Below are 21,218 nucleotides of genomic sequence, written 5' to 3' on the forward strand. Positions count from 1 at the left end.
CTCTACTCTTCTTCGTCTCCGGTAAAGTTAGCCTGCGGCAGGCAGGTTCGCTCGCCCCAGTAATAAATACCCAGCGACATTACCGCTACCACAACCGTATCCCACGGGTGGCCGATCGCCCCCGTTCCCCCAAAGCTGCCAAGCCAGGAGAAAAGCATAATCAGCGCGTAGAAGGCAATGAGCCACAGGGACGATTTCACCTGCTGCGCCAGGCTCACGGCGTGCACCGGCACTTTTGATTTGCACAGCACGTAGACGACAAACATCACAATTTGCAGCCCCAGCAGCCATGACAGCGTCCCCCAGCCGGACCAGAACACAATCAGCGCGGAAATCACAAACGACACCGGGCCAATGATTCCGAAGGCGCGCACGCGGAACGGGCGCGGCAGATCCGACGCATTACGGCGCAGCCCTGCCGCCGTGACCGGGGCGATGGCATAGCTCAGAACCAGCGCCGCGGACACCACGCTAATCAGCTGCTCCCAGGACGGGAACGGCAGCGTCCAGAAGATAGACAAGGCGAAGGTCAGCCACAGCGCAGGGCGCGGAATGCCGGATTCTTTATCAATGTGGGTAAAGGCCTTAAAGAAGGTCCCCGCTTTCGCCCAGCCGTAAATCACGCGCGGTGTCGCGTTCATGTAAATATTGCCGGTGCCGCTGGGAGAGACGATCGCGTCGCACACCACCATAAACGCCAGCCAGCCCATGCCGAGCGTAATGGCGATATCGCGATACGGCAGCGAGAATTGCTTGCTGATTTCCGCCCAGCCGCCCCCCAACATCCCGGTCGGAATACTGCCGAGAAACGCCAGCTGCAGCAGCACATAGATAATGGTCGACAGCACCACCGATAAAATCAGCGCCACCGGAATCGTCCGCTGCGGATTCTGTACTTCACTCGCCACCGAGATAATCGGCGTCAGCCCCAGGTAGGCAAAGATGATCCCGCCCGCGCTGATCGCGGCCTCAACGCCCGACATGCCAAACGGTGCGAATCCCTGAACGTGCAGGTTTTCCGGTTTAAAAAAGGTAAACAGGGTCACGACGACCGCCAGCGGCACCAAAAACTTCAGAATACTGATGATGTTGTTGGAGCGGGCGAAGGTCTTCACGCTGTAGTAATTCAGACCAAAGAAGAAACAGAGCAGCAAAAACTGCACCACCCACCCCAGCAGCGTCGGGGCGCTTGAGCCGGGCTGAGTCAGCATCGGGAACCATGCTGCCGCATACTGGCGCGCGGCAACTATTTCGATGGAGATCAGGCTGGAAAACGCAATCAGCGTAATAAACCCCAGCAAATACCCCATCAGCTCGCCGTGGGAGAAGACCGGATAGCGGATAATCCCCCCGGCGCGGGGCAGCGCCGCCCCCAGTTCGCAATAGACAATCCCCAGCAGCAGAACGGCAATGCCGCCGATGACCCAGGAGGCAATGCCCGCCGGCCCGGCAATGGACGCCACATGGCTGGCGGCAAACAGCCAGCCGGAACCAAAGATGGCTCCGAGACCGATAAACGTCAGGTCGGTTAGCGTCAGCTGCTTTTTAAATTTCCCCGACTCAACAACGCGGGACGATGTGTGATGCGTAGAGTGAATCGTCATGGTCATGCCCTTCAGTCAACAGAGGGGGAAACGGCTTCCCGGGTCCACTGGCCGTTAATCAGGCGCAGCAGGTTCAAAGGGTTAGCGTCCTGGACAGCAGGCGGCAGCAGTGCGGCAGGCACGTTTTGCAGGCACACCGGGCGTAAGAAACGTTCGATGGATTGGGTTCCGACCGAGGTGCCGCGTGCATCGGTGGTGGCAGGCCACGGACCGCCGTGCACCATGGCGTCGCACACTTCTACGCCGGTCGGATAACCGTTGAACAACACGCGTCCCGCCTTTTCACTGAGCGCAGGCAGCAGGCGCTGCGCCAGCGGCCCGTCATCCGACTCAGCGTGAACAGTAGCCGTTAGCTGGCCCTGAAGGGCGCGCAGGATGGACTGCAGCTCGGCCTCGTCAGCCACCTCCACCAGCACCGCCAGGGGGCCAAACACCTCGTGCTGCAACAGAGGATCCTGCGCCAGCAGCAGCGAAGCCGGGGCCTGATAGAGGCGAGCCTGCGCGCGTCCGCTGATAAACTCATCAGCCCCTGCCAGCCGCTGAATATCTGGATGCGCCTCAAGCGCGCGCACGCCCTCTTCGTAGTGAGCAAGGGTCGGGGCATTGAGCATTGTCTGCGCCGGCGCCGGGTTCACCGCATCCTTCAGCGCCTGAGTGAAGCGGGAAAAGCCTTCCCCCCGCAGCGCCAGGATCAGCCCCGGCTTGGTGCAAAACTGCCCGCAGCCGAGGGTGAAGGAGGCCACCAGCTCCTTCGCCAGCGTCTCCGCCCGGGAGGCTAACGCCTGGGGCAGAATAATCAGCGGATTAATGGCCGACATTTCCGCAAAGACCGGGATCGGCCGTGGACGCTGCTGCGCAATTTGCCAGAGCGCCTTACCGCCGCGCAGCGAGCCGGTAAACCCGACCGCCTGAATCGCCGGGTGACGGACCAGCTCGGCGCCAATATCGGTACCGAAAATCATGTTAAATACGCCCGCAGGCAGCGCAGATTTCTCCACCGCACGCGCTATCGCCCGGGCGGTTAACTCTGCCGTCGCCATGTGGCCCGGATGCGCTTTCACCACCACCGGGCAACCCGCCGCCAGCGCGGAGGCCGTGTCCCCGCCTGCCGTAGAAAAGGCCAGAGGGAAATTGCTGGCGCCGAATATCGCCACCGGCCCCAGGGCGGTCAAATACTGACGCAGATCCGGGCGCGGCAGCGGCTGACGCGCGGGAAGCGCGGTATCAATACGCACGCCGAAAGCATCGCCCCGGCGCAGCAGGCCGGCAAACATGCGCAGCTGATGGCTCGTTCGGGCGCGCTCTCCCTGCAGCCGCGGCAGCGGCAGGGCCGTCTCCTGGTGGGCTATCGCGAAAAAGTCCTCGCCGAGTAAATCCAGCTCGTCGGCGAGGGTATCGAGAAAGCGGGCGCGAACCTCGGGCGACGTCTGTGAATAGATCGGAAATGCCTGCCCGGCCGCCACCGCTGCGGCCGCGGCCTCTTCGCGGGAGGCCGGGTAAAAGCGGTATCCGGTCGGCTGATTGTCAGCCGCACGCAGGCTCGGTAGCGTCGCCTCACCGCTTGCGACGCGGCGTCCGGCGATGAACTGCTGGCCTGAAACAGTGGGAGATAAAGTCATCGTCACTCCTGCGCTTAAAGGCCAACGTCGGGCAGCTGCGGACGGGTTGCCAGCGCCTTCTCAACAATCGCCACCACTTCCGCACGGGTTTCCCCTTCCAGCGCCAGACGCGGCGGTCGGGTTATGGCGCTGCCGCGTCCCAGCAGCTCTTCGCACAGCTTGATGCACTGCACCAGATCCGGGCGCGCATCCAGATGCAGCAGCGGCATAAACCAGCGGTAAAGCGCCATCGCCTCTTCATAGCGCTGCTGTTTCGCCAGGCGGAACAGCGTCTCCCCTTCGCGCGGGAAGGCGTTCGACATTCCGGAAATCCAGCCTTCCGCCCCAACGGCGATGCTCTCGACCACCACGTCATCCAGCCCGGCAAACAGCACAAAGCGGTCGCCAACGGCGTTACGCAGGTCGATAAAACGGCGGGTGTCGCCGGAAGAGTCTTTGAAGCAGACGATGTTGTCGCAGTCCGTAAGCGTCGCCAGGATGTCCGGCGTCACGTCGTTTTTGTAGATGGGTGGGTTGTTGTACACCATGATCGGCAGGTCGGTGGCGGTGGCCACGCTGCGGAAGTGCGCCGCCGTCTCGTGCGGCTTTGAAGAGTAAACCAGCGCCGGCATCACCATGATGCCGTCGACTCCCACGCGCTCGGCCTCTTTCGCCATCTTCTGCGCAAACGCGGTGGTAAATTCTGCAACGCCGGCGATAACCGGGATCTGACCGCCCGCCGCGTCTTTCGCCACTTTGATAATCTGCAGCTTTTCCTGAGTGGTCAGAGAGGTGTTTTCCCCCACGCTGCCGCACACCACCAGGCCGGAAACACCATCCTTAACCAGGTTTTTCATCACCGCATGGGTGGCATCCAGATCGACGGAGTAATCGCTGCGAAACTGGGTGCTGACTGCCGGGAATACACCGCTCCAGTGAATGGCTTTCTTGCTCATGTTCGGTTCCTTGTCGTCAATTTGTTAAATCAAAGTGAATGAATGGTGAATATTCACTGACAGATTGACGTTTCAGGCGGCCGACGGCTTGGTGGTTTTCCTCCCCTTTGATGACGAAATTAGCACAATGCGCTGGGCTTACCCGGCCAGCGTGAGGCGAAAATCACGCGGCGTAGAGCCGGTCAGGGCCTTGAACTGGCGGCTAAAGGCGCTGTGATCGGTATAGCCGCACTGCAGGGCAATATCGGTAATCGGCGTATCACCCGCCAGCAGCTCGGTGGCTTTTTCCAGCCGGACTTTGTGTATCATCTGACGCGGGGTGAGATGAAAAATACGCTTACAGTAGCGTTCGATTTGCGCCACCGACATCCCGCTCAGCGCGGTAAGTTCCTCCATCGCGATCGGCCGGTGATAATGTTTGCGGATATGCTCGTCGACGATCGCCAGCCGCTGCCAGGCCGGGTGACGCGCCTGCGCTTCCTGCAGGTCGTGTGAAATTCCCGCCATGCCGATCACCTGACCCTGCGCATCCCGCAGCGCCAGCTTCTGGGTTAAACACCAGCCGCGCTCGCGACCGTTGTAAAGATGCATCTCCAGCTGGTCGCGCAGCGTCACGCCCTCACGCAACACCCGCATATCCTGCTCGGTATAGCCTTTCCCCAGCGCGGACGGGAACACATCGGCAGAGGTTTTCCCCAGCAGAGAAACAACGGTTTTAAACCCGCAGCGACGCGCCAGCGTCATGTTGACCATCAGATACCGGGCCTGCACGTCTTTGACAAAAAAGACCACGTCAGGAATGGCGTTGAGCAGCGGCGCAATCAGGCCCATCGCGTGCAGCAACGTCTGAATATTGTCCGGACGCTGGCGCGCCAGCCCTTCACAGATCTGGCTGAGTTCAGCCACTTCCAGCGCCGGCGATGGAGCCAGCCCGTCATCAATCACACAGGACATCATGCTTCCTCCCGATAGGTGAGCTGGATCTTTATTAACTTTTTATTAACTCATCAAGTGCCCTTACTGCGTTTTGCGATCCTGCCACAGGTTTATGATTTCCCCCGTTTCATCCACTGGCGCAGTTGCCTGATTTGGTTTACCACAGCAACAACAGAATGATTAATAAGAAATAAATATGAATTTCGCTTAAGGACAAAGCCCGCTACTGTGCCGATTTCGTCATTTCTGGTGATGAAAGCGATCAAGCGGGAACGCCGGGTATGCGCCAGCATCTGGCAACAAGATGTTAACTTTCCGGAGATCCCATGACAGCGCAGCACAGTGAACTGAGAGTAATTGACTCCCACACCGGCGGCGAACCCACCCGCCTGGTTATCGACGGTTTTCCGGATCTGGGAACAGGCAGCATGGCCGAGCGCCGGACGCGCTTCGCCCGCGACTACGACGACTGGCGCAAAGCCATTATTCTTGAGCCGCGCGGTAACGACGTGCTGGTCGGGGCCCTGCTCTGCGAGCCGGTTTCACCGCAGGCCACCGCGGGGGTTATCTTCTTCAATAACAGCGGTTTTCTGAACATGTGCGGACACGGCACCATCGGGCTTATCGCTTCGCTGGCCTGGCTGGGACGCATTCAGCCCGGCAAACACATGATTGAAACGCCGGTGGGCGACGTGACCGCTACGCTGCACGACGACGGCAGCGTTTCGGTAGAAAACGTTCCGGCTTACCGCTGGCGCAAGCAGGTGCGGGTTGAAACCGCCCACGGCCCGGTTATCGGCGACATCGCCTGGGGCGGCAACTGGTTTTTCCTCGTCAACGATCATCCCTTTGCCGTCACGCCTGCAGCTATCCCCGACCTGACGGCGTATGCCTGGGCTATCCGGGAAGGGTTAGAACGTGCCGGCATTCGCGGTGAACATGACGGCATTATCGATCATATCGAACTGTTTGCTGACGATGACCGTGCGGACAGCCGCAGCTTTGTCCTGTGCCCGGGAAAAGCCTGGGATCGCTCGCCCTGCGGCACCGGCACCAGCGCCAAGCTGGCCTGCCTGGCCGGGGACGGCAAGCTCGTGGCGGGGGAAACCTGGCGCCAGGCGAGCATTATCGGCAGCGAATTTACGGCCAGTTTCGTGGCGCACGGCGACCGGATAGTCCCGACGATCCGCGGAGAAGCCTGGGTCTGCGGCGATAACCGGCTGATCCTTAATCCCGACGATCCATTCCGCTGGGGGATTGCGCTGTGACCGAAAGCGACGTCATTGTCATCGGTGCCGGGATCGTCGGTGCGGCCTGCGCCTGGCAGCTCGCAAAGCGCGGGCAGCGGGTCACGCTGATTGACGACGGCAGTGCAGGGGCCACCGCGGCGGGGATGGGCCATCTGGTGTGTATGGATGACGATCCCGCGGAGCTCGCCCTTTCCGCCTGGTCGCTGTCGCGCTGGCGGACGCTGACGCCCCGGATGCCGGAAAGCTGCGCCTGGCGCGGTTGCGGCACGCTGTGGCTGGCAGAAACGCCGCAGGAGCTGGCGCTGGCAGAGGAAAAAAAGCAGCGGATGGCGCAATACCAGGTCACCAGCGAAATGCAGACCCGCAGCCAGATTGCCGCCCGGGAGCCCCTGCTGACCTCCCGGCTCGCCGGCGGGCTGTGGGTGCCCGGAGACGGCATTGTCTACGCCCCGAACGTCGCCCGCTGGCTTATTGACGATGCCGACATAACGCCTCTGCGGGATAGCGCCATCTCCGTCGAGGCGCCTTTTGTCACGCTGCGAAGCGGAAAACGCCTGCGCGCAAGCGCAATCGTCATTGCCTGCGGCCTGGGCACCAACGCGCTTCTTGGCGAGAAATGGCTCCGGGCGAAAAAAGGCCAGCTGGCGATCGCCGATCGCTACGGCCCGCTGCTCAGCCATCAGCTCGTGGAGCTGGGATACGGCGCCAGCGCGCATGCGGGCGGTACCTCGGTCGCGTTTAATATCCAGCCGCGCCCCACCGGACAGCTGCTGATTGGCTCTTCCCGCCAGTTCGACAACACCGACCGCGAGGTCGATTTCCCCCTTCTGGCCAGCATGCTGGCGCGGGCGCGTCATTTTTTACCCTCGCTGGAGAGCCTGAATATCATCCGCTGCTGGAGCGGTTTTCGCGCCGCGTCGGCAGACGGCAACCCGCTTATCGGCCCGCACCCCACGCGCCAGGGAGTCTGGCTGGCGATCGGGCATGAAGGGCTGGGCGTCACCACCGCCCCCGCGACCGCCGAACTGCTCTGCGCCCAAATCCTGGGCGAAAACCCGCCCGTTGCGCCGGATGCCTGGCTTCCCGCCCGGCTGTACAAGCAGGAGGCCATTGCATGACGACGCTTAACATCGTTATCGACGGTGAACCCTGCGACGTGCCTGCAGGCATCAGCGTTGCGGCGGCGCTGGCGTTAGCGGGCAATGGCGTGACCCGCAGCTCGGTCAGCGGCGAGCGGCGCGCCCCCTTCTGCGGAATGGGCGTCTGTCAGGAGTGCCGCGTCACGGTAAACGGACGCCGGATGCTGGCCTGCCAGACGGAATGTCAGCCCGATATGGTGATTGAAAGGAGCCAGCATGCGAACGTTTGACTGTGAGATCGCGATCCTCGGCGCAGGGCCCGCAGGGCTATCGGCGGCGCTGGCCGCCGCACGCTGCGGAAAATCAGTAATAGTTCTCGACGACAATCCGCGCCCCGGCGGGCAAATCTGGCGCGACGGCCCGCAGGTCTCGCTGCCTCAGCGCGCCTTACGCCTGCGTCAGGCGGTCGCGAAACAGCCGCGCATTACGTTGCTTAGCGGTGCCCGACTGATTGCCCGCCATGAACCCTATGCGATTATTTTTGAAACCGCCGACGGCTGCGGCCAGATACGCTGGCAGCGGCTCATTTTATGCTGCGGCGCGCGGGAGCTCTCTCTGCCGTTTCCCGGCTGGACGCTTCCCGGCGTGACGGGAGCCGGAGGCCTGCAGGCCCAGATTAAGCACGGCCTGCAGCTCAGGGGGGAACGCGTGGTCATTGCGGGCAGCGGGCCGCTGCTGCTGGCGGTCGCCGGCACGGTGAAACGCGCAGGCGGAAATATCGTGGCCATCGTTGAACAGGCGCCGATGGGCGCGCTGGTTCAGTTCGCCGCCGGGCTCTGGCGCTGGCCAGAAAAACTGCTCCAGCTCGGCGAGCTCTTCCCGGCCCACTACCACCCGGCAAGCCAGGTTATTCGCGCCGGGGGGGAATCACAGCTCCAGTCCGTCACCGTGCGCCGCAGGGGAAACACCCGGGAGATTGGCTGCGACAGGCTGGCGATCGGCTACGGGCTGGTGCCGAACCTGGAGCCTGGCGCGCTCTTTGGCTGCAAAACGGAAAATCAGGCCATTTGGGTCGACGCAGAGCAACGCACCAGCGTGAAGGATATCTACGCCGCCGGAGAATGCACCGGCTTTGGCGGCAGCGAACTGGCGCTGGCGGAAGGGGAAATCGCCGGTTATATCGCGGCGGATAACCCCGGAAAGGCAGAAAAAGCCCTCTCAGACCGCACGCGCTGGCAGCGTTTTGCCCGGGCGCTGCACGACACGTTCGCGCTGCCTGAGGCGCTCAAAGAGGCGGTTACGCCAGACACGCTGCTGTGCCGCTGCGAGGACGTGCGCTGCGGCGATGTGCAACACGCCGAAGGCTGGCAAGCGGCGAAGCTGGCCTCACGCTGCGGAATGGGCGCCTGTCAGGGCAAAATCTGCGCCACCAGCGCGCGCTGGCTGTACGGCTGGCCGCTGCCGCAGCCGCGCGAGCCGCTCTCCCCCGCGCGTCTCGACACGCTGGTCCAACTGGCAAAACCGGAGGAGTGAATCACTCCTCTTCCCCGCGCCCGGCAACATGCCGGTTGCCGAGCGCAATAAACTCTTCCAGCAGCGCGGTTAGCTGCTTCATCTTCTCCGGCGTAAATTCCGCCTCAATCTGCTGATACGCCTCCTCCACCTGCGCCTGGGCGTGCTCGTACAGCGCGTTGCCCTCTTTGGTCAGCGAGACGTACAGCTTGCGCTGGTCGTTCATGGGCTTCAGGCGCAACACCAGGCCATCGCGCTCCATCCGCGTCAGAATGCCCGTCAGGCTCGGGCGCAAAATACAGGTGCGAAACGCCAGGTCGTGAAAATCCATCGACGGATGCTCAGCCAGCACGCGCACAATCCGCCACTGCTGCTCGGTCAGGTTATGTCGCTTCACAATCGGTCGGAAGTACGACATCGCCGCTTCCCGCGCCTGCAACAGCGCGATGGTTAATGAGTCATGCATAGCCACTCCCAGCCAGTCATTAACAGGTAAACAATCACTAAAAGATGTTTTTATAAACAACAGCTTTTCTGCCAAAAAGTCTAACAGAAACCCGTCAATTTTATTAACACCATGATTTATCTATCAATAAAAACCATTATGTAAATTTATTGTTATTCATATCACAAATTCTTCACTTCTGATTGCGAAATAAACAGCAAAAGCATAAAAACAGATCATTAACATATTAATGAAATCACAACCCGGACCGCCGGGGTGAGGAGTATGTGAATGAAAGGTACTGTTTTTGCCGTGGCGCTGAATCATCAAAGCCAGCGTGAAGCCTGGCGTGAGGCGTTCGAAAAAGCCCCCTACAACACCCCGCCGAAAACGGCGGTATGGTTCATCAAGCCGCACAACACCGTGATTCGTGCCGGCGAGCCGATTCCGTTTCCGCACGGGGAAACGGTGCTAAGCGGCGCGACGGTCGCGCTGGTCGTGGGGAAAACCGCCAGCAGGGTGCGCGCGGAGGATGCCGCCCAGTACATCGCGGGATACGCGCTGGCCAACGAGGTGAGCCTGCCGGAAGAGAGCTTCTACCGCCCGGCTATCAAGGCCAAGTGCCGGGACGGGTTTTGCCCGCTCGGCGAACTTGTCGCCGTTGATAGCGTGGATAACCTGACCATCATCACCGAGATTAACGGCCGCGAAGCGGACCACTGGAACACCGCCGAACTGCAGCGCAGCGCCGCCGAATTGCTGAGCGCCCTGAGCGAATTCGCCACCCTGAATCCTGGCGATGCGATCCTGCTTGGCACCCCGCACGCCCGCGTGCCGCTGCAGCCGGGCGATCGCGTGCGCGTTCTGGCGGAAGGTTTTCCGCCGCTGGAAAACCCGGTGGTGGACGAGCGCGACGTGGCCACCGCTCGCGGCGCGCATCCGCACCCCACGCTGTTTGCCCTCGGCCTGAACTACGCCGACCACGCCAGCGAGCTGGACTTCAAGCCGCCGACCGAGCCGCTGGTGTTTATCAAAGCGCCGAACACCTTCAACGGCGACGGCCAGACCTCGGTGCGCCCGAACGACGTTGAGTACATGCACTACGAGGCGGAGCTGGTGGTGGTCATCGGTAAAACCGCGCGCAAGGTCAGCGAAGCCGACGCGATGGACTATGTTGCGGGCTATACGGTCTGCAACGACTATGCCATTCGCGACTACCTGGAAAACTACTACCGCCCGAACCTGCGGGTAAAAAGCCGCGACGGGCTGACGCCCATTTCCCCGAACATCGTGCCGAAAGCGACCATTCCCGACCCGCACAGCTTAGCCCTGCGCACCTTCGTGAACGGCGAGCTGCGCCAGGAAGGGACCACGGCGGACCTCATTTTCAGCATCCCGTTCCTGATTGCGTACCTGAGCGATTTTATGACCCTGCAGCCGGGCGACATGATTGCCACCGGCACGCCGAAGGGGCTATCCGACGTGGTGCCGGGCGATGAAGTGGTGGTGGAAGTGGAGGGCGTGGGCCGTCTGGTGAACCGAATTGTCAGCGAGGAGACTGCAAAATGAAAAAAATTAACCACTGGATCAACGGTAAGAACGTCGCGGGAAGCGACTACTTCCACACCACCAACCCGGCCTCCGGCGAGGTATTAGCGGAAGTCGCCTCCGGCGGTGAAGCTGAAATCCATCAGGCCGTCGCCGCCGCCAAAGAGGCCTTCCCGAAATGGGCTAACCTGCCGATGAAGGAGCGCGCGCGCCTGATGCGCCGTCTGGGGGATCTGATCGACCAGAACGTCCCGGAGATCGCCGCCATGGAAACCGCCGATACCGGCCTGCCGATCCACCAGACCAAAAACGTCCTCATCCCGCGCGCCTCGCACAACTTCGAGTTTTTCGCTGAGGTGTGCCAGCAGATGAACGGCAAAACCTACCCAGTCGACGACAAAATGCTGAACTACACCCTGGTGCAGCCGGTGGGCGTCTGCGCGCTGGTGTCGCCGTGGAACGTGCCGTTTATGACCGCCACCTGGAAGGTCGCGCCCTGCCTGGCCTTAGGCAATACCGCGGTGCTGAAGATGTCTGAACTCTCCCCGCTCACCGCCGACCGCCTGGGCGAGCTGGCGCTGGAGGCGGGCATTCCGGCGGGCGTGCTGAACGTGGTGCAGGGCTACGGCGCGACGGCGGGCGACGCGCTGGTGCGCCATCACGACGTGCGCGCCGTCTCCTTCACCGGCGGCACCGCCACCGGGCGCAACATCATGAAAAACGCCGGGCTGAAGAAGTACTCCATGGAGCTGGGCGGCAAATCTCCGGTGCTCATTTTTGAAGATGCCGACATCGAGCGCGCGCTGGACGCCGCCCTGTTCACCATCTTCTCCATCAACGGCGAGCGCTGCACCGCCGGCTCGCGCATCTTTATCCAGCAGAGCATCTATCCGGAATTCGTGAAGCGCTTTGCCGAGCGCGCCAACCGCCTGCGCGTGGGCGACCCGACCGATCCGAACACCCAGATTGGCGCGCTGATCAGCAAGCAGCACTGGGAAAAAGTCTCCGGCTATATCCGCCTCGGCATTGAAGAGGGGGCAACCCTGCTGGCGGGCGGCCCGGACAAACCGACCGACCTGCCCGCGCACCTGAAGGGCGGCAACTTCCTGCGACCAACCGTGCTGGCGGACGTCGACAACCGCATGCGCGTGGCGCAGGAGGAGATCTTCGGGCCGGTGGCCTGCCTGCTGCCGTTTAAGGACGAAGCGGAAGGCCTGCGCCTGGCCAACGACGTGGAGTACGGCCTGGCGTCGTACATCTGGACCCAGGACGTCAGCAAGGTGCTGCGCCTGGCGCGCAGTATCGAAGCCGGCATGGTGTTCGTCAACACCCAGAACGTGCGCGACCTGCGCCAGCCGTTTGGCGGCGTGAAGGCCTCCGGCACCGGGCGCGAGGGCGGCGAGTACAGCTTCGAGGTGTTCGCGGAGATGAAGAACGTCTGCATCTCCATGGGCGACCATCCGATTCCAAAATGGGGGATCTGATCATGGGTAAACTGGCGTTAGCGGCAAAAATCACCCACGTGCCGTCAATGTATCTCTCCGAGCTGCCGGGCAAAAACCACGGCTGCCGACAGGGTGCCATCGACGGGCATAAAGAAATCAGCAAGCGCTGCCGCGAGCTGGGCGTGGACACCATCATCGTGTTCGACACCCACTGGCTGGTGAACAGCGCGTACCACATCAACTGTGCGGACCACTTTGCGGGCGTCTACACCAGCAACGAGCTGCCGCACTTTATCCGCGACATGACCTACGACTACAACGGCAACCCGGCGCTGGGCCAGCTGATTGCCGACGAGGCGGTGAAGCTCGGCGTGCGCGCCAAAGCGCACAACATCCCGAGCCTGAAGCTGGAGTACGGCACGCTGGTGCCGATGCGCTACATGAACGCGGATAAGCACTTCAAGGTGCTCTCCATCTCGGCGTTCTGCACGGTTCACGACTTCGCCGACAGCCGCCGGCTGGGCGAGGCCATCGTCAGCGCCATCGAAAAATACGACGGCACCGTGGCGGTGCTCGCCAGCGGCTCGCTGTCGCACCGCTTTATCGACGACCAGCGTGCCGAGGAAGGGATGAACAGCTACACCCGCGAGTTCGACCGCCAGATGGACGAGCGCGTGGTGAAGCTGTGGCGCGAGGGCCATTTCAAAGAATTCTGCAGCATGCTGCCGGAGTACGCCGACTACTGCTACGGCGAGGGCAACATGCACGACACGGTGATGCTGCTGGGCATGCTCGGCTGGGACAAATACGACGGCAAGGTGGAGTTTCTCACCGAGCTGTTCGCCAGCTCCGGTACCGGCCAGGTTAACGCCGTTTTCCCGCTGCCCGCGTAAGGAGTCACCATGCCGCACTTCATTGCTGAATGCACCGACAACATCCGCGAAGAGGCCGACCTGCCTGGGCTGTTCGCCAAAGTTAACGAGGCGCTGGCCGCCACGGGCATCTTCCCCCTCGGCGGTATCCGCAGCCGCGCCCACTGGCTGGATACCTGGCAGATGGCCGACGGCAGGCACGATTACGCCTTTGTGCATATGACGCTGAAGATTGGTGCCGGGCGCAGCCTGGAGAGCCGGGAAGAGGTCGGTGAAATGCTGTTTGCGCTGATCAAAACGCACTTCGCGGAGCTGATGGCCGCCCGCTATCTGGCGCTGTCGTTTGAGCTCGACGAGCTGCACCCGACGCTCAATTACAAGCAAAACAACGTGCACGCGTTGTTTAAGTAACACGCTCGATCGATCCCCTCTCCCCTTTCGGGAGAGGGTTAGGGTGAGGAGATACCTCTGCGGCCTGATGCCCTCACCCCGGCCCTCTCCCACAGGGAGAGGGAGAAAAAAACATCAAACAGGATATCGCCATGCTCGACAAACATACCCATACCCTGATCGCCCATCGCCTGCATCAGGCGGAACAAACTCGGGAGCAGATCCGCGCGATCTCGCTGGAATACCCGGAGATCACGATTGAAGACGCCTACGCCGTCCAGCGCGAATGGGTCAGCCTGAAGATCGCCGAAGGCCGCGTGCTGAAGGGCCACAAGATCGGCCTCACGTCTAAGGCGATGCAGGCCAGCTCGCAGATCAGCGAGCCGGACTACGGCGCGCTGCTGGACGACATGTTCTTCCACGACGGCAGCGACATCCCCGTGGATCGCTTTATCGTCCCGCGCATCGAGGTGGAGCTGGCGTTCGTGCTGGCAAAACCGCTGCGCGGCCCGAACTGCACGATCTTCGACGTCTACAACGCCACGGATTACGTGATACCCGCGCTGGAGCTGATCGATGCCCGCTGCCACAACGTCGACCCGGAGACCCAGCGCCCGCGCAAGGTCTTCGACACCATCTCCGATAACGCCGCCAACGCGGGCGTGATCCTCGGCGGCCGCCCGATTAAGCCCGACGAGCTGGATCTGCGCTGGATCTCCGCCCTGCTCTACCGCAACGGCGTCATTGAAGAGACCGGCGTCGCCGCGGGCGTGCTTAACCACCCGGCCAACGGCGTGGCTTGGCTGGCGAACAAGCTCGCCCCTTACGACGTGCAGCTTGAGCCCGGCCAGATCATCCTCGGCGGCTCGTTTACGCGCCCGGTGCCCGCCAGCAGAGGCGACACCTTCCACGTAGACTACGGCAATATGGGCTCCATTAGCTGCCGCTTTGTTTAGGAGAGAACGATGCAAAACGCATTCAAAGCGGCGCTGCAGGCAGGCCGCCCGCAAATTGGCTTATGGCTGGGGCTGACCAGCAGCTACAGCGCGGAGCTACTGGCCGGAGCAGGCTTCGACTGGCTGCTGATCGACGGCGAACACGCGCCGAACAGCGTGCAGACCGTCTTAACTCAGCTGCAGGCCATCGCCCCTTATCCAAGCCAGCCGGTGGTCCGCCCGTCATGGAACGATCCGGTGCAGATCAAACAGCTGCTGGACGTGGGCGCGCAAACCCTGCTGGTGCCGATGGTGCAAAACGCCGAAGAAGCCCGTCTGGCGGTACGTTCTACCCGCTACCCGCCCGCGGGCATCCGCGGCGTCGGCAGCGCCCTGGCCCGCGCCTCGCGCTGGAACCGCATTCCGGATTATCTGCAGCAGGCTAACGACGCCATGTGCGTGCTGGTGCAGATCGAAACCCGCGAGGCGCTGAAAAACCTGCCGCAGATCCTGGACGTGGACGGCGTCGACGGCGTGTTTATCGGCCCGGCGGATCTGAGCGCCGACATGGGCTTTGCCGGTAATCCGCAGCACCCGGAAGTCCAGGCAGCCATCGAGCAGGCGATCGCGCAGATACGCGCCGCCGGTAAAGCGCCCGGCATCCTGATGGCGAACGAGCAGCTGGCAAAACGCTACCTTGAACTCGGCGCGCTATTTGTTGCCGTCGGCGTCGACACCACCCTGCTCGCCCGCGGCGCGGAAGCGCTGGCAGCACGCTTTATCGAAAAACCGGTTACGTCAGTTAATAACAATAAATCCGTCTACTAAACGTAAGATCTGGAGCGCACCATGACGACCTCTACCCTGCAAACCCATGATAATAAAGCTGTTGAACATCGCGTCATTAACAAGCTGTTCCGACGCCTAATCGTCTTTCTCTTTATCCTGTTTGTCTTTTCGTTTCTCGATCGCATCAACATCGGCTTTGCCGGGCTGACGATGGGCAAAGATCTGGGCCTCACCTCCACCATGTTTGGCCTGGCCGCGACGCTGTTTTACGTCACCTACGTGCTGTGCGGGATCCCGAGCAACATCATGCTGGCGAAGATCGGCGCGCGCCGCTGGATCGCCGGGATCATGGTGGTGTGGGGCGTTGCCTCCACCTGCACCATGTTCGCCACCAGCCCGCACACGCTCTATGTATTACGCATGCTGGTGGGGATTGCCGAAGCCGGCTTCCTGCCGGGGATCCTGGTCTACCTCACCTGGTGGTTCCCGGCGTATCACCGCGCCCGCGCCAACGCGCTGTTTATGATTGCCATGCCGGTGACCATGATGCTCGGCTCGATCCTCTCCGGCTACATCCTGGCAATGGACGGGCTGTGGAACCTGAAGGGCTGGCAGTGGCTGTTCCTGCTGGAGGGGCTACCGTCGGTGGTGCTTGGCGTGGTGACCTGGTTTTACCTTAACGACACGCCGGACCAGGCCACCTGGCTGGACGACGACGAAAAGCAGGCGCTGAAAACGATGATCGCCCGCGAGCAGGAGGTCGCGATTGCCCGGCCCGTCACGCCGAAATCCACGCTGCGCGAGGTGCTGACCCCGGCGGTGCTGCTCTACACGCTGGCCTACTTCTGCCTGACCAACACGCTGAGCGCGATCAACATCTGGACGCCGCAGATCCTGCAAAGCTTCAATACGGGGAGCAGCAACATCGTCATCGGCCTGCTGGCGGCGATCCCGCAGTTTTGTACCATCCTCGGGATGATCTGGTGGAGCCGCCGCTCCGACAGGCTGAAAGAGCGAAAAAAGCACACCATCCTGCCGTACCTGTTCGCCGCGGCGGGATGGATGCTGGCCTCGGCCACCGATCACAGCCTGATCCAGCTGCTTGGCATCATTATGGCCTCAACCGGCTCCTTCACCGCCATGGCCATATTCTGGACCACGCCGGATCGGGTGATTAGTCTGCAGTCCCGCGCGGTGGCGCTGGCGGTGATCAACGCCATTGGCAACGTGGGTTCTGCCGTCAGCCCATTGCTGATTGGGATCCTGCGCGACGCGACCGGCAGCTTCAGCTCCGGGCTGTGGTTCGTGGCCGGGCTGCTGGTGGTCGGCGCGCTGGTGCTGACGCGCATTCCGATGACGCAGCGGGATCAACAGAGGAACGATCGTGTGCCAGAGCCCTATCGCCAACATTGATATCAGCAAGGAGTACGACGAAAGTCTGGGCACCGACGATGTGCACTACCAGTCGTTCGCCCGCATGGCGGCCTTTTTTGGCCGCGACATGCAGGCGCATCGTCACGACCAGTACTTTCAGATGCACTTTCTCGATACCGGGCAGATTGAGCTTCAGCTCGACGATCACCGCTACTCGGTGCAGGCCCCGCTGTTCGTCCTCACGCCGCCGTCGGTGCCGCACGCGTTTATCACCGAATCCGACAGCGACGGGCACGTGCTGACGGTGCGCGAGGATCTGATCTGGCCGCTGCTGGAGGTGCTCTACCCCGGCACGCGGGAAGCGTTTGGCCTGCCGGGGATCTGCCTCTCGCTGGCCGACAGGCCGGACGAGCTGGCGGCCCTGAAACACTACTGGAAGCTGATTGCCCGGGAATCCACGGAGCAGCTGCCGGGGCGCGAGCATACCCTGGTTCTGCTGGCCCAGGCGGTCTTTACCCTGCTGCTGCGCAACGCGAAGCTCGACGACCACGCTTCGGGCGGCATGCGCGGCGAGCTGAAGCTGTTCCAGCGCTTTACCCAGCTGATAGATGCCCACTACCACCAGCACTGGACGGTGCCGGAATACGCCAGCGAGCTGCACCTGACCGAATCTCGCCTGACCGATATCTGCCGCCGCTTCGCCAACCGCCCGCCGAAGCGGCTGATCTTCGACCGGCAGCTGCGCGAAGCCAGGCGGCTGCTGCTCTTCTCCGACAACACGGTCAGCGAGATTGCCTGGCAGCTGGGGTTTAAGGATCCGGCCTATTTTGCGCGGTTTTTTAACCGCTTAGTGGGGTGCTCGCCCAGCGCGTACCGGGCGCAGAAAGTACCGGTGTCGTAATTCCCCGGTGGCGCTACGCTTACCGGGGCTACGGTCCGTAGGGCGGGTAAGCGCAGCGCCACCCGCCGAAAAGCCGCACAGATCACAAAACCACATCCCACCCGAAAAGTACCCGCCGTTGTCCCAAACGTCCCTTCACGTTCAGCCCCTCTCAGGCTTCAATTAAACAACAAAAACAAAACATAAATTTAACAACACAATTCCGATACGAGGTCCCTATGAAGCCTGAAGATTTCCGCACAGATGCCAAACGCCCGTTAACCGGTGAAGAGTATTTAAAAAGCCTGCAGGACGGTCGTGAGATTTACATCTACGGCGAGCGCGTCAAAGACGTCACCACCCATCCGGCGTTTCGCAACGCGGCGGCCTCCATCGCGCAGATGTACGACGCGCTGCACAAGCCGGACATGCAGGACACGCTGTGCTGGGGCACCGACACCGGCAGCGGCGGCTACACCCACAAGTTCTTCCGCGTGGCGAAAAGCGCCGACGACCTGCGCCAGCAGCGCGACGCCATCGCCGAGTGGTCACGCCTGAGCTACGGCTGGATGGGCCGCACGCCGGACTACAAAGCCGCGTTCGGCTGCGCGCTCGGTGCCAACCCGGCCTTCTACGGCCAGTTCGAGCAGAACGCCCGTAACTGGTACACCCGCATTCAGGAAACCGGCCTGTACTTTAACCACGCTATCGTTAACCCGCCAATCGACCGTCACAAGCCGGCGGACGAAGTAAAAGACGTCTACATCAAGCTGGAGAAAGAGACCGACGCCGGGATCATCGTCAGCGGCGCGAAAGTGGTGGCCACCAACTCGGCGCTGACCCACTACAACATGATCGGCTTCGGCTCCGCGCAGGTGATGGGCGAAAACCCGGACTTCGCGCTGATGTTCGTCGCGCCGATGGACGCCGAGGGTGTGAAGCTGATCTCCCGCGCCTCTTACGAGATGGTGGCAGGCGCAACCGGCTCCCCGTATGACTACCCGCTCTCCAGCCGCTTTGACGAGAACGACGCCATTCTGGTGATGGATAACGTGCTGATCCCGTGGGAAAACGTGCTGATCTACCGCGATTTCGACCGCTGCCGTCGCTGGACGATGGAGGGCGGCTTCGCCCGCATGTACCCGCTGCAGGCCTGCGTGCGCCTGGCGGTGAAGCTCGACTTCATCACCGCCCTGCTGAAAAAATCGCTCGAGTGCACCGGTACCCTGGAGTTCCGCGGCGTGCAGGCGGATCTCGGCGAAGTGGTGGCGTGGCGCAACATGTTCTGGGCGCTGAGCGACTCCATGTGTTCCGAAGCCACCCCGTGGGTCAACGGCGCGTATCTGCCGGATCACGCCGCGCTGCAAACCTACCGCGTGATGGCGCCAATGGCCTACGCCAAGATCAAGAACATCATCGAGCGTAACGTGACGTCCGGCCTGATCTATCTCCCGTCCAGCGCCCGGGATCTGAACAACCCGCAGATCGACCAGTATCTGGCGAAATACGTGCGCGGCTCCAACGGCATGGATCACGTCGAACGCATCAAGATTTTGAAACTGATGTGGGATGCCATCGGCAGCGAGTTTGGCGGCCGTCACGAGCTGTATGAGATCAACTACTCCGGCAGCCAGGATGAAATTCGCCTGCAGTGTCTGCGCCAGGCGCAGAGCTCCGGCAACATGGACAAGATGATGGCGATGGTCGACCGCTGCATGTCCGAATACGACCAACACGGCTGGACGGTGCCGCACCTGCACAACAACAGCGATATCAACATGCTGGATAAGCTGCTGAAATAATGCAGCGGGAGGTTTTCATGCAATCAGAACAACGCCTGCGTTTTCGCGACGCCATGGCCAGCCTGTCGGCCGCGGTCAATGTGGTCACCACCGAGGGCGAGGCGGGCCGCTGCGGCATTACCGCCACCGCCGTCTGTTCGGTCACGGACACCCCGCCGTCGGTGATGGTGTGCATCAACGCCAACAGCGCCATGAACCCGGTATTCCAGGGCAACGGCAGGCTGTGCGTTAACGTGCTGAACCACGAGCAGGAGATCATGGCTCGCCACTTCGCCGGGATGACCGGCATGGCGATGGAGGAGCGCTTTGCCCTCTCCTGCTGGCAGAAAGGCCCGCTGGCGCAGCCGGTGCTCAAGGGGGCGCTGGCCAGCCTTGAGGGCGAGATTAGCCAGGTGCAAACCATCGGCACGCATCTTGTTTATCTCGTTGAAGTTAAAAATATCATCCTGAGTGACGCGGGACACGGCCTGATCTACTTCAAACGCCGTTTCCACCCGGTCATGCTGGAGACGGAAGTCGCCGTGTAATTCCCCCCCTCGCGCTGGCCTTTTTCCCGGCCAGCGCCGCTTTCTGCAAAAACTCCTAAGGTTTCCGCTAAATCACGCCGTTATATACCCATAAGAGAAATTTTCTGTGCCTGAATACTGACGCCGCATGTCAGTGCACCCGCATCATTCAGCGCATACCTAAATATACAGGATGACCTTATGGCTAAAACGACGCGGAGCCGCTCGGCTGAACGTCTGGTCGATATTCTCCTTGAGCTACATTTAAACGGTGTGGTCAACCGCAGTGCGCTAATGGAAAAATTTAAAATTACCGAGCGCACCGTTTATCGGGATTTAAATGCCCTCTCTCCCATTGTTGAACATACCGGTAACGGGCTATATCGGCTGATCCATTCTGCTCAATCGCCCGGTGGGCAAGGCTTACATCACACCCTTGCTAACTTCCTGAATGCCGACAGCTTTTTCCCGGACAGAAATACGGAATTCTGGCAGAAACTGGAAGCGCGCGTTGACGAAAACCATATTCTTATTCTTGCTAATGAAGCCGAACACACGGTACAGCGCGATATTCGCCGTCATTTAACGAAAATCGAGAAATCGATTAAAAACCATAATGTTTGCCAGATAGTTTATAAGGGTAAAACCCGCCTGATTAATCCCTATAAACTCATTAACAAAAAAAATATATGGTATTTACAAGCCACCGAAAATAGCCGCCTGAAATCCTTCTCGCTGAGCCAGATTAGCTGGTTTGATATTCAGAAAACGACATTTACCCCGGAAGAAAATGTCCTCGAGCTGTTAGAAAAAAGCCTCGATCCCTGGGTGTCTGAAGATACTTTCGCGGTGAAAATATTCATCAAAGATAATATTTCACATTACTTCCTGCGCCGCGATCTTCTACCGGAACAGGAGCTACTGGAGGAGCAGCAGGACGGCGTCACGCTGCGCTGCCAGGCGGCGCACGAGAACCAGATCCTGCCGCTGCTGTTCTACTGGCTGCCCAATATCCAGATTCTGGAGCCGAGCTGGCTGAAGGAGAAACTCATCAGGACGCTGGAGGGCTATCTGGCCGTGGAACGCAATCCGAATAATCAAGTGATCTCAATCACATAATTTCGCCCACCGGCGGCGAGCCGTAACCGCTCGTCGCCTCCTTTGACCGCTCACCCGGTACTTTCAACCACTCATTCATTTACCTTCCTTTACACGCGCGTGGATCTGGCACGATCGCTCCAGCATTAATCAATACCTCCTCACAACGAACCCTGACCCTTTTTTCTTTACATAAAAA

Annotated in this window: 20 protein-coding genes; 15 read left to right on the forward strand and 5 right to left on the reverse strand. The window is 61.1% G+C overall.

Annotated elements, in window-relative coordinates; genetic code table 11:
* Nucleotides 1-2: 2 nt before the first annotated feature.
* The 4 genes from AC3WOK_RS14690 to AC3WOK_RS14705 all read right to left on the reverse strand — a co-directional run bounded on the left by AC3WOK_RS14690 (nt 3) and on the right by AC3WOK_RS14705 (nt 5,112).
* The gene (locus tag AC3WOK_RS14690) at nt 3-1,604 is read right to left on the reverse strand and encodes an APC family permease (protein WP_492354720.1); all 1,602 of its coding nucleotides are present in this window, start codon (nt 1,602-1,604) and stop codon (nt 3-5) included.
* Between the two features lie 11 nt (nt 1,605-1,615).
* Nucleotides 1,616-3,223, reverse strand: coding sequence for an aldehyde dehydrogenase (NADP(+)) (locus AC3WOK_RS14695; protein ID WP_492354721.1), 1,608 nt, complete (start codon nt 3,221-3,223; stop codon nt 1,616-1,618).
* 14 nt (nt 3,224-3,237) lie between these two features.
* A complete protein-coding gene (locus tag AC3WOK_RS14700) occupies nt 3,238-4,158 on the reverse strand; it encodes a dihydrodipicolinate synthase family protein (RefSeq protein WP_492354722.1) in 921 nt (306 codons plus the stop codon).
* Between the two features lie 138 nt (nt 4,159-4,296).
* Nucleotides 4,297-5,112: an AraC family transcriptional regulator gene (locus AC3WOK_RS14705; RefSeq protein ID WP_047346256.1), complete on the reverse strand. Its 816-nt coding sequence runs from the start codon at nt 5,110-5,112 to the stop codon at nt 4,297-4,299.
* 308 nt (nt 5,113-5,420) lie between these two features.
* Here AC3WOK_RS14705 and AC3WOK_RS14710 point away from each other — a divergent pair, with 308 nt between their 5' ends.
* The 4 genes from AC3WOK_RS14710 to AC3WOK_RS14725 are packed head-to-tail and all read left to right on the forward strand — an operon-like array spanning nt 5,421 to nt 8,956.
* Nucleotides 5,421-6,362 carry a 4-hydroxyproline epimerase gene (locus tag AC3WOK_RS14710; RefSeq protein WP_492354723.1) on the forward strand — a complete coding sequence of 314 codons (942 nt, stop codon included), beginning with the start codon at nt 5,421-5,423 and terminating at the stop codon, nt 6,360-6,362.
* Nucleotides 6,359-7,462 carry an NAD(P)/FAD-dependent oxidoreductase gene (locus AC3WOK_RS14715; RefSeq protein WP_492354724.1) on the forward strand — a complete coding sequence of 368 codons (1,104 nt, stop codon included), beginning with the start codon at nt 6,359-6,361 and terminating at the stop codon, nt 7,460-7,462. The genes AC3WOK_RS14710 and AC3WOK_RS14715 overlap by 4 nt, the downstream gene beginning before the upstream one ends.
* Complete coding sequence (locus tag AC3WOK_RS14720; RefSeq protein ID WP_429054948.1) at nt 7,459-7,713, forward strand: 2Fe-2S iron-sulfur cluster-binding protein; 255 nt, start codon at nt 7,459-7,461, stop codon at nt 7,711-7,713. Before AC3WOK_RS14715 ends, AC3WOK_RS14720 begins: the two co-directional genes overlap by 4 nt.
* Nucleotides 7,700-8,956: an FAD-dependent oxidoreductase gene (locus AC3WOK_RS14725; protein WP_492354725.1), complete on the forward strand. Its 1,257-nt coding sequence runs from the start codon at nt 7,700-7,702 to the stop codon at nt 8,954-8,956. The genes AC3WOK_RS14720 and AC3WOK_RS14725 overlap by 14 nt, the downstream gene beginning before the upstream one ends.
* Nucleotide 8,957: 1 nt before the next feature.
* Here the strand turns inward: AC3WOK_RS14725 and hpaR are convergent, their stop codons facing one another.
* Complete coding sequence (gene hpaR, locus AC3WOK_RS14730) at nt 8,958-9,401, reverse strand: homoprotocatechuate degradation operon regulator HpaR (RefSeq protein ID WP_047346251.1); 444 nt, start codon at nt 9,399-9,401, stop codon at nt 8,958-8,960.
* Between the two features lie 270 nt (nt 9,402-9,671).
* On the opposite strand from hpaR, the gene hpaG reads away from it, so the two are divergent.
* The 11 genes from hpaG to AC3WOK_RS14785 all read left to right on the forward strand — a co-directional run bounded on the left by hpaG (nt 9,672) and on the right by AC3WOK_RS14785 (nt 21,040).
* Nucleotides 9,672-10,949, forward strand: coding sequence for a 4-hydroxyphenylacetate degradation bifunctional isomerase/decarboxylase (gene hpaG / locus AC3WOK_RS14735; RefSeq protein ID WP_492354726.1), 1,278 nt, complete (start codon nt 9,672-9,674; stop codon nt 10,947-10,949).
* Entirely contained in the window at nt 10,946-12,412 is a 1,467-nt protein-coding gene (gene hpaE, locus AC3WOK_RS14740) for a 5-carboxymethyl-2-hydroxymuconate semialdehyde dehydrogenase (RefSeq protein ID WP_059312660.1), read from the forward strand. Before hpaG ends, hpaE begins: the two co-directional genes overlap by 4 nt.
* 2 nt (nt 12,413-12,414) lie before the next feature.
* Nucleotides 12,415-13,266 (forward strand): 3,4-dihydroxyphenylacetate 2,3-dioxygenase, encoded by an 852-nt coding sequence (gene hpaD, locus AC3WOK_RS14745; protein ID WP_492354727.1) that lies wholly within the window; start codon nt 12,415-12,417, stop codon nt 13,264-13,266.
* Between the two features lie 9 nt (nt 13,267-13,275).
* Entirely contained in the window at nt 13,276-13,656 is a 381-nt protein-coding gene (locus AC3WOK_RS14750) for a 5-carboxymethyl-2-hydroxymuconate Delta-isomerase (RefSeq protein ID WP_253179291.1), read from the forward strand.
* 131 nt (nt 13,657-13,787) lie between these two features.
* Entirely contained in the window at nt 13,788-14,591 is an 804-nt protein-coding gene (hpaH, locus tag AC3WOK_RS14755; RefSeq protein ID WP_198886579.1) for a 2-oxo-hept-4-ene-1,7-dioate hydratase, read from the forward strand.
* Nucleotides 14,592-14,600: 9 nt separating this feature from the next.
* Nucleotides 14,601-15,398, forward strand: a complete 798-nt coding sequence (gene hpaI, locus AC3WOK_RS14760; RefSeq protein WP_492354728.1) for a 4-hydroxy-2-oxoheptanedioate aldolase — start codon at nt 14,601-14,603, stop codon at nt 15,396-15,398.
* Between the two features lie 21 nt (nt 15,399-15,419).
* On the forward strand, nt 15,420-16,772 hold the full coding sequence (gene hpaX / locus AC3WOK_RS14765; protein WP_059312665.1) for a 4-hydroxyphenylacetate permease: 1,353 nt from the start codon (nt 15,420-15,422) through the stop codon (nt 16,770-16,772).
* On the forward strand, nt 16,744-17,634 hold the full coding sequence (gene hpaA / locus AC3WOK_RS14770; protein ID WP_492354729.1) for a 4-hydroxyphenylacetate catabolism regulatory protein HpaA: 891 nt from the start codon (nt 16,744-16,746) through the stop codon (nt 17,632-17,634). The genes hpaX and hpaA overlap by 29 nt, the downstream gene beginning before the upstream one ends.
* Before the next feature lie 218 nt (nt 17,635-17,852).
* Nucleotides 17,853-19,415: a 4-hydroxyphenylacetate 3-monooxygenase, oxygenase component gene (gene hpaB / locus AC3WOK_RS14775; protein ID WP_049007416.1), complete on the forward strand. Its 1,563-nt coding sequence runs from the start codon at nt 17,853-17,855 to the stop codon at nt 19,413-19,415.
* A gap of 17 nt (nt 19,416-19,432) precedes the next feature.
* Nucleotides 19,433-19,942 (forward strand): 4-hydroxyphenylacetate 3-monooxygenase reductase subunit, encoded by a 510-nt coding sequence (locus AC3WOK_RS14780; RefSeq protein WP_059312716.1) that lies wholly within the window; start codon nt 19,433-19,435, stop codon nt 19,940-19,942.
* Nucleotides 19,943-20,122: 180 nt separating this feature from the next.
* On the forward strand, nt 20,123-21,040 hold the full coding sequence (locus AC3WOK_RS14785) for a helix-turn-helix transcriptional regulator (protein ID WP_047346242.1): 918 nt from the start codon (nt 20,123-20,125) through the stop codon (nt 21,038-21,040).
* Nucleotides 21,041-21,218: the final 178 nt, after the last annotated feature.

Source organism: Enterobacter sp. FW301-JW81 (genome assembly GCF_058788735.1).

Coding starts and splice junctions, on each gene's coding strand:
- hpaE (WP_059312660.1), top strand. CDS start 10,946: ATGAAAAAAATTAACCACTGGATCAACGGTAAGAACGTCGCGGGAAGC.
- hpaR (WP_047346251.1), bottom strand. CDS start 9,401: ATGCATGACTCATTAACCATCGCGCTGTTGCAGGCGCGGGAAGCGGCG.
- AC3WOK_RS14725 (WP_492354725.1), top strand. CDS start 7,700: ATGCGAACGTTTGACTGTGAGATCGCGATCCTCGGCGCAGGGCCCGCA.
- AC3WOK_RS14705 (WP_047346256.1), bottom strand. CDS start 5,112: ATGTCCTGTGTGATTGATGACGGGCTGGCTCCATCGCCGGCGCTGGAA.
- AC3WOK_RS14750 (WP_253179291.1), top strand. CDS start 13,276: ATGCCGCACTTCATTGCTGAATGCACCGACAACATCCGCGAAGAGGCC.
- AC3WOK_RS14710 (WP_492354723.1), top strand. CDS start 5,421: ATGACAGCGCAGCACAGTGAACTGAGAGTAATTGACTCCCACACCGGC.
- AC3WOK_RS14695 (WP_492354721.1), bottom strand. CDS start 3,223: ATGACTTTATCTCCCACTGTTTCAGGCCAGCAGTTCATCGCCGGACGC.
- AC3WOK_RS14720 (WP_429054948.1), top strand. CDS start 7,459: ATGACGACGCTTAACATCGTTATCGACGGTGAACCCTGCGACGTGCCT.
- AC3WOK_RS14785 (WP_047346242.1), top strand. CDS start 20,123: ATGGCTAAAACGACGCGGAGCCGCTCGGCTGAACGTCTGGTCGATATT.
- hpaB (WP_049007416.1), top strand. CDS start 17,853: ATGAAGCCTGAAGATTTCCGCACAGATGCCAAACGCCCGTTAACCGGT.
- hpaH (WP_198886579.1), top strand. CDS start 13,788: ATGCTCGACAAACATACCCATACCCTGATCGCCCATCGCCTGCATCAG.
- AC3WOK_RS14690 (WP_492354720.1), bottom strand. CDS start 1,604: ATGACGATTCACTCTACGCATCACACATCGTCCCGCGTTGTTGAGTCG.
- hpaX (WP_059312665.1), top strand. CDS start 15,420: ATGACGACCTCTACCCTGCAAACCCATGATAATAAAGCTGTTGAACAT.
- hpaG (WP_492354726.1), top strand. CDS start 9,672: ATGAAAGGTACTGTTTTTGCCGTGGCGCTGAATCATCAAAGCCAGCGT.
- AC3WOK_RS14700 (WP_492354722.1), bottom strand. CDS start 4,158: ATGAGCAAGAAAGCCATTCACTGGAGCGGTGTATTCCCGGCAGTCAGC.
- AC3WOK_RS14780 (WP_059312716.1), top strand. CDS start 19,433: ATGCAATCAGAACAACGCCTGCGTTTTCGCGACGCCATGGCCAGCCTG.
- hpaD (WP_492354727.1), top strand. CDS start 12,415: ATGGGTAAACTGGCGTTAGCGGCAAAAATCACCCACGTGCCGTCAATG.
- hpaI (WP_492354728.1), top strand. CDS start 14,601: ATGCAAAACGCATTCAAAGCGGCGCTGCAGGCAGGCCGCCCGCAAATT.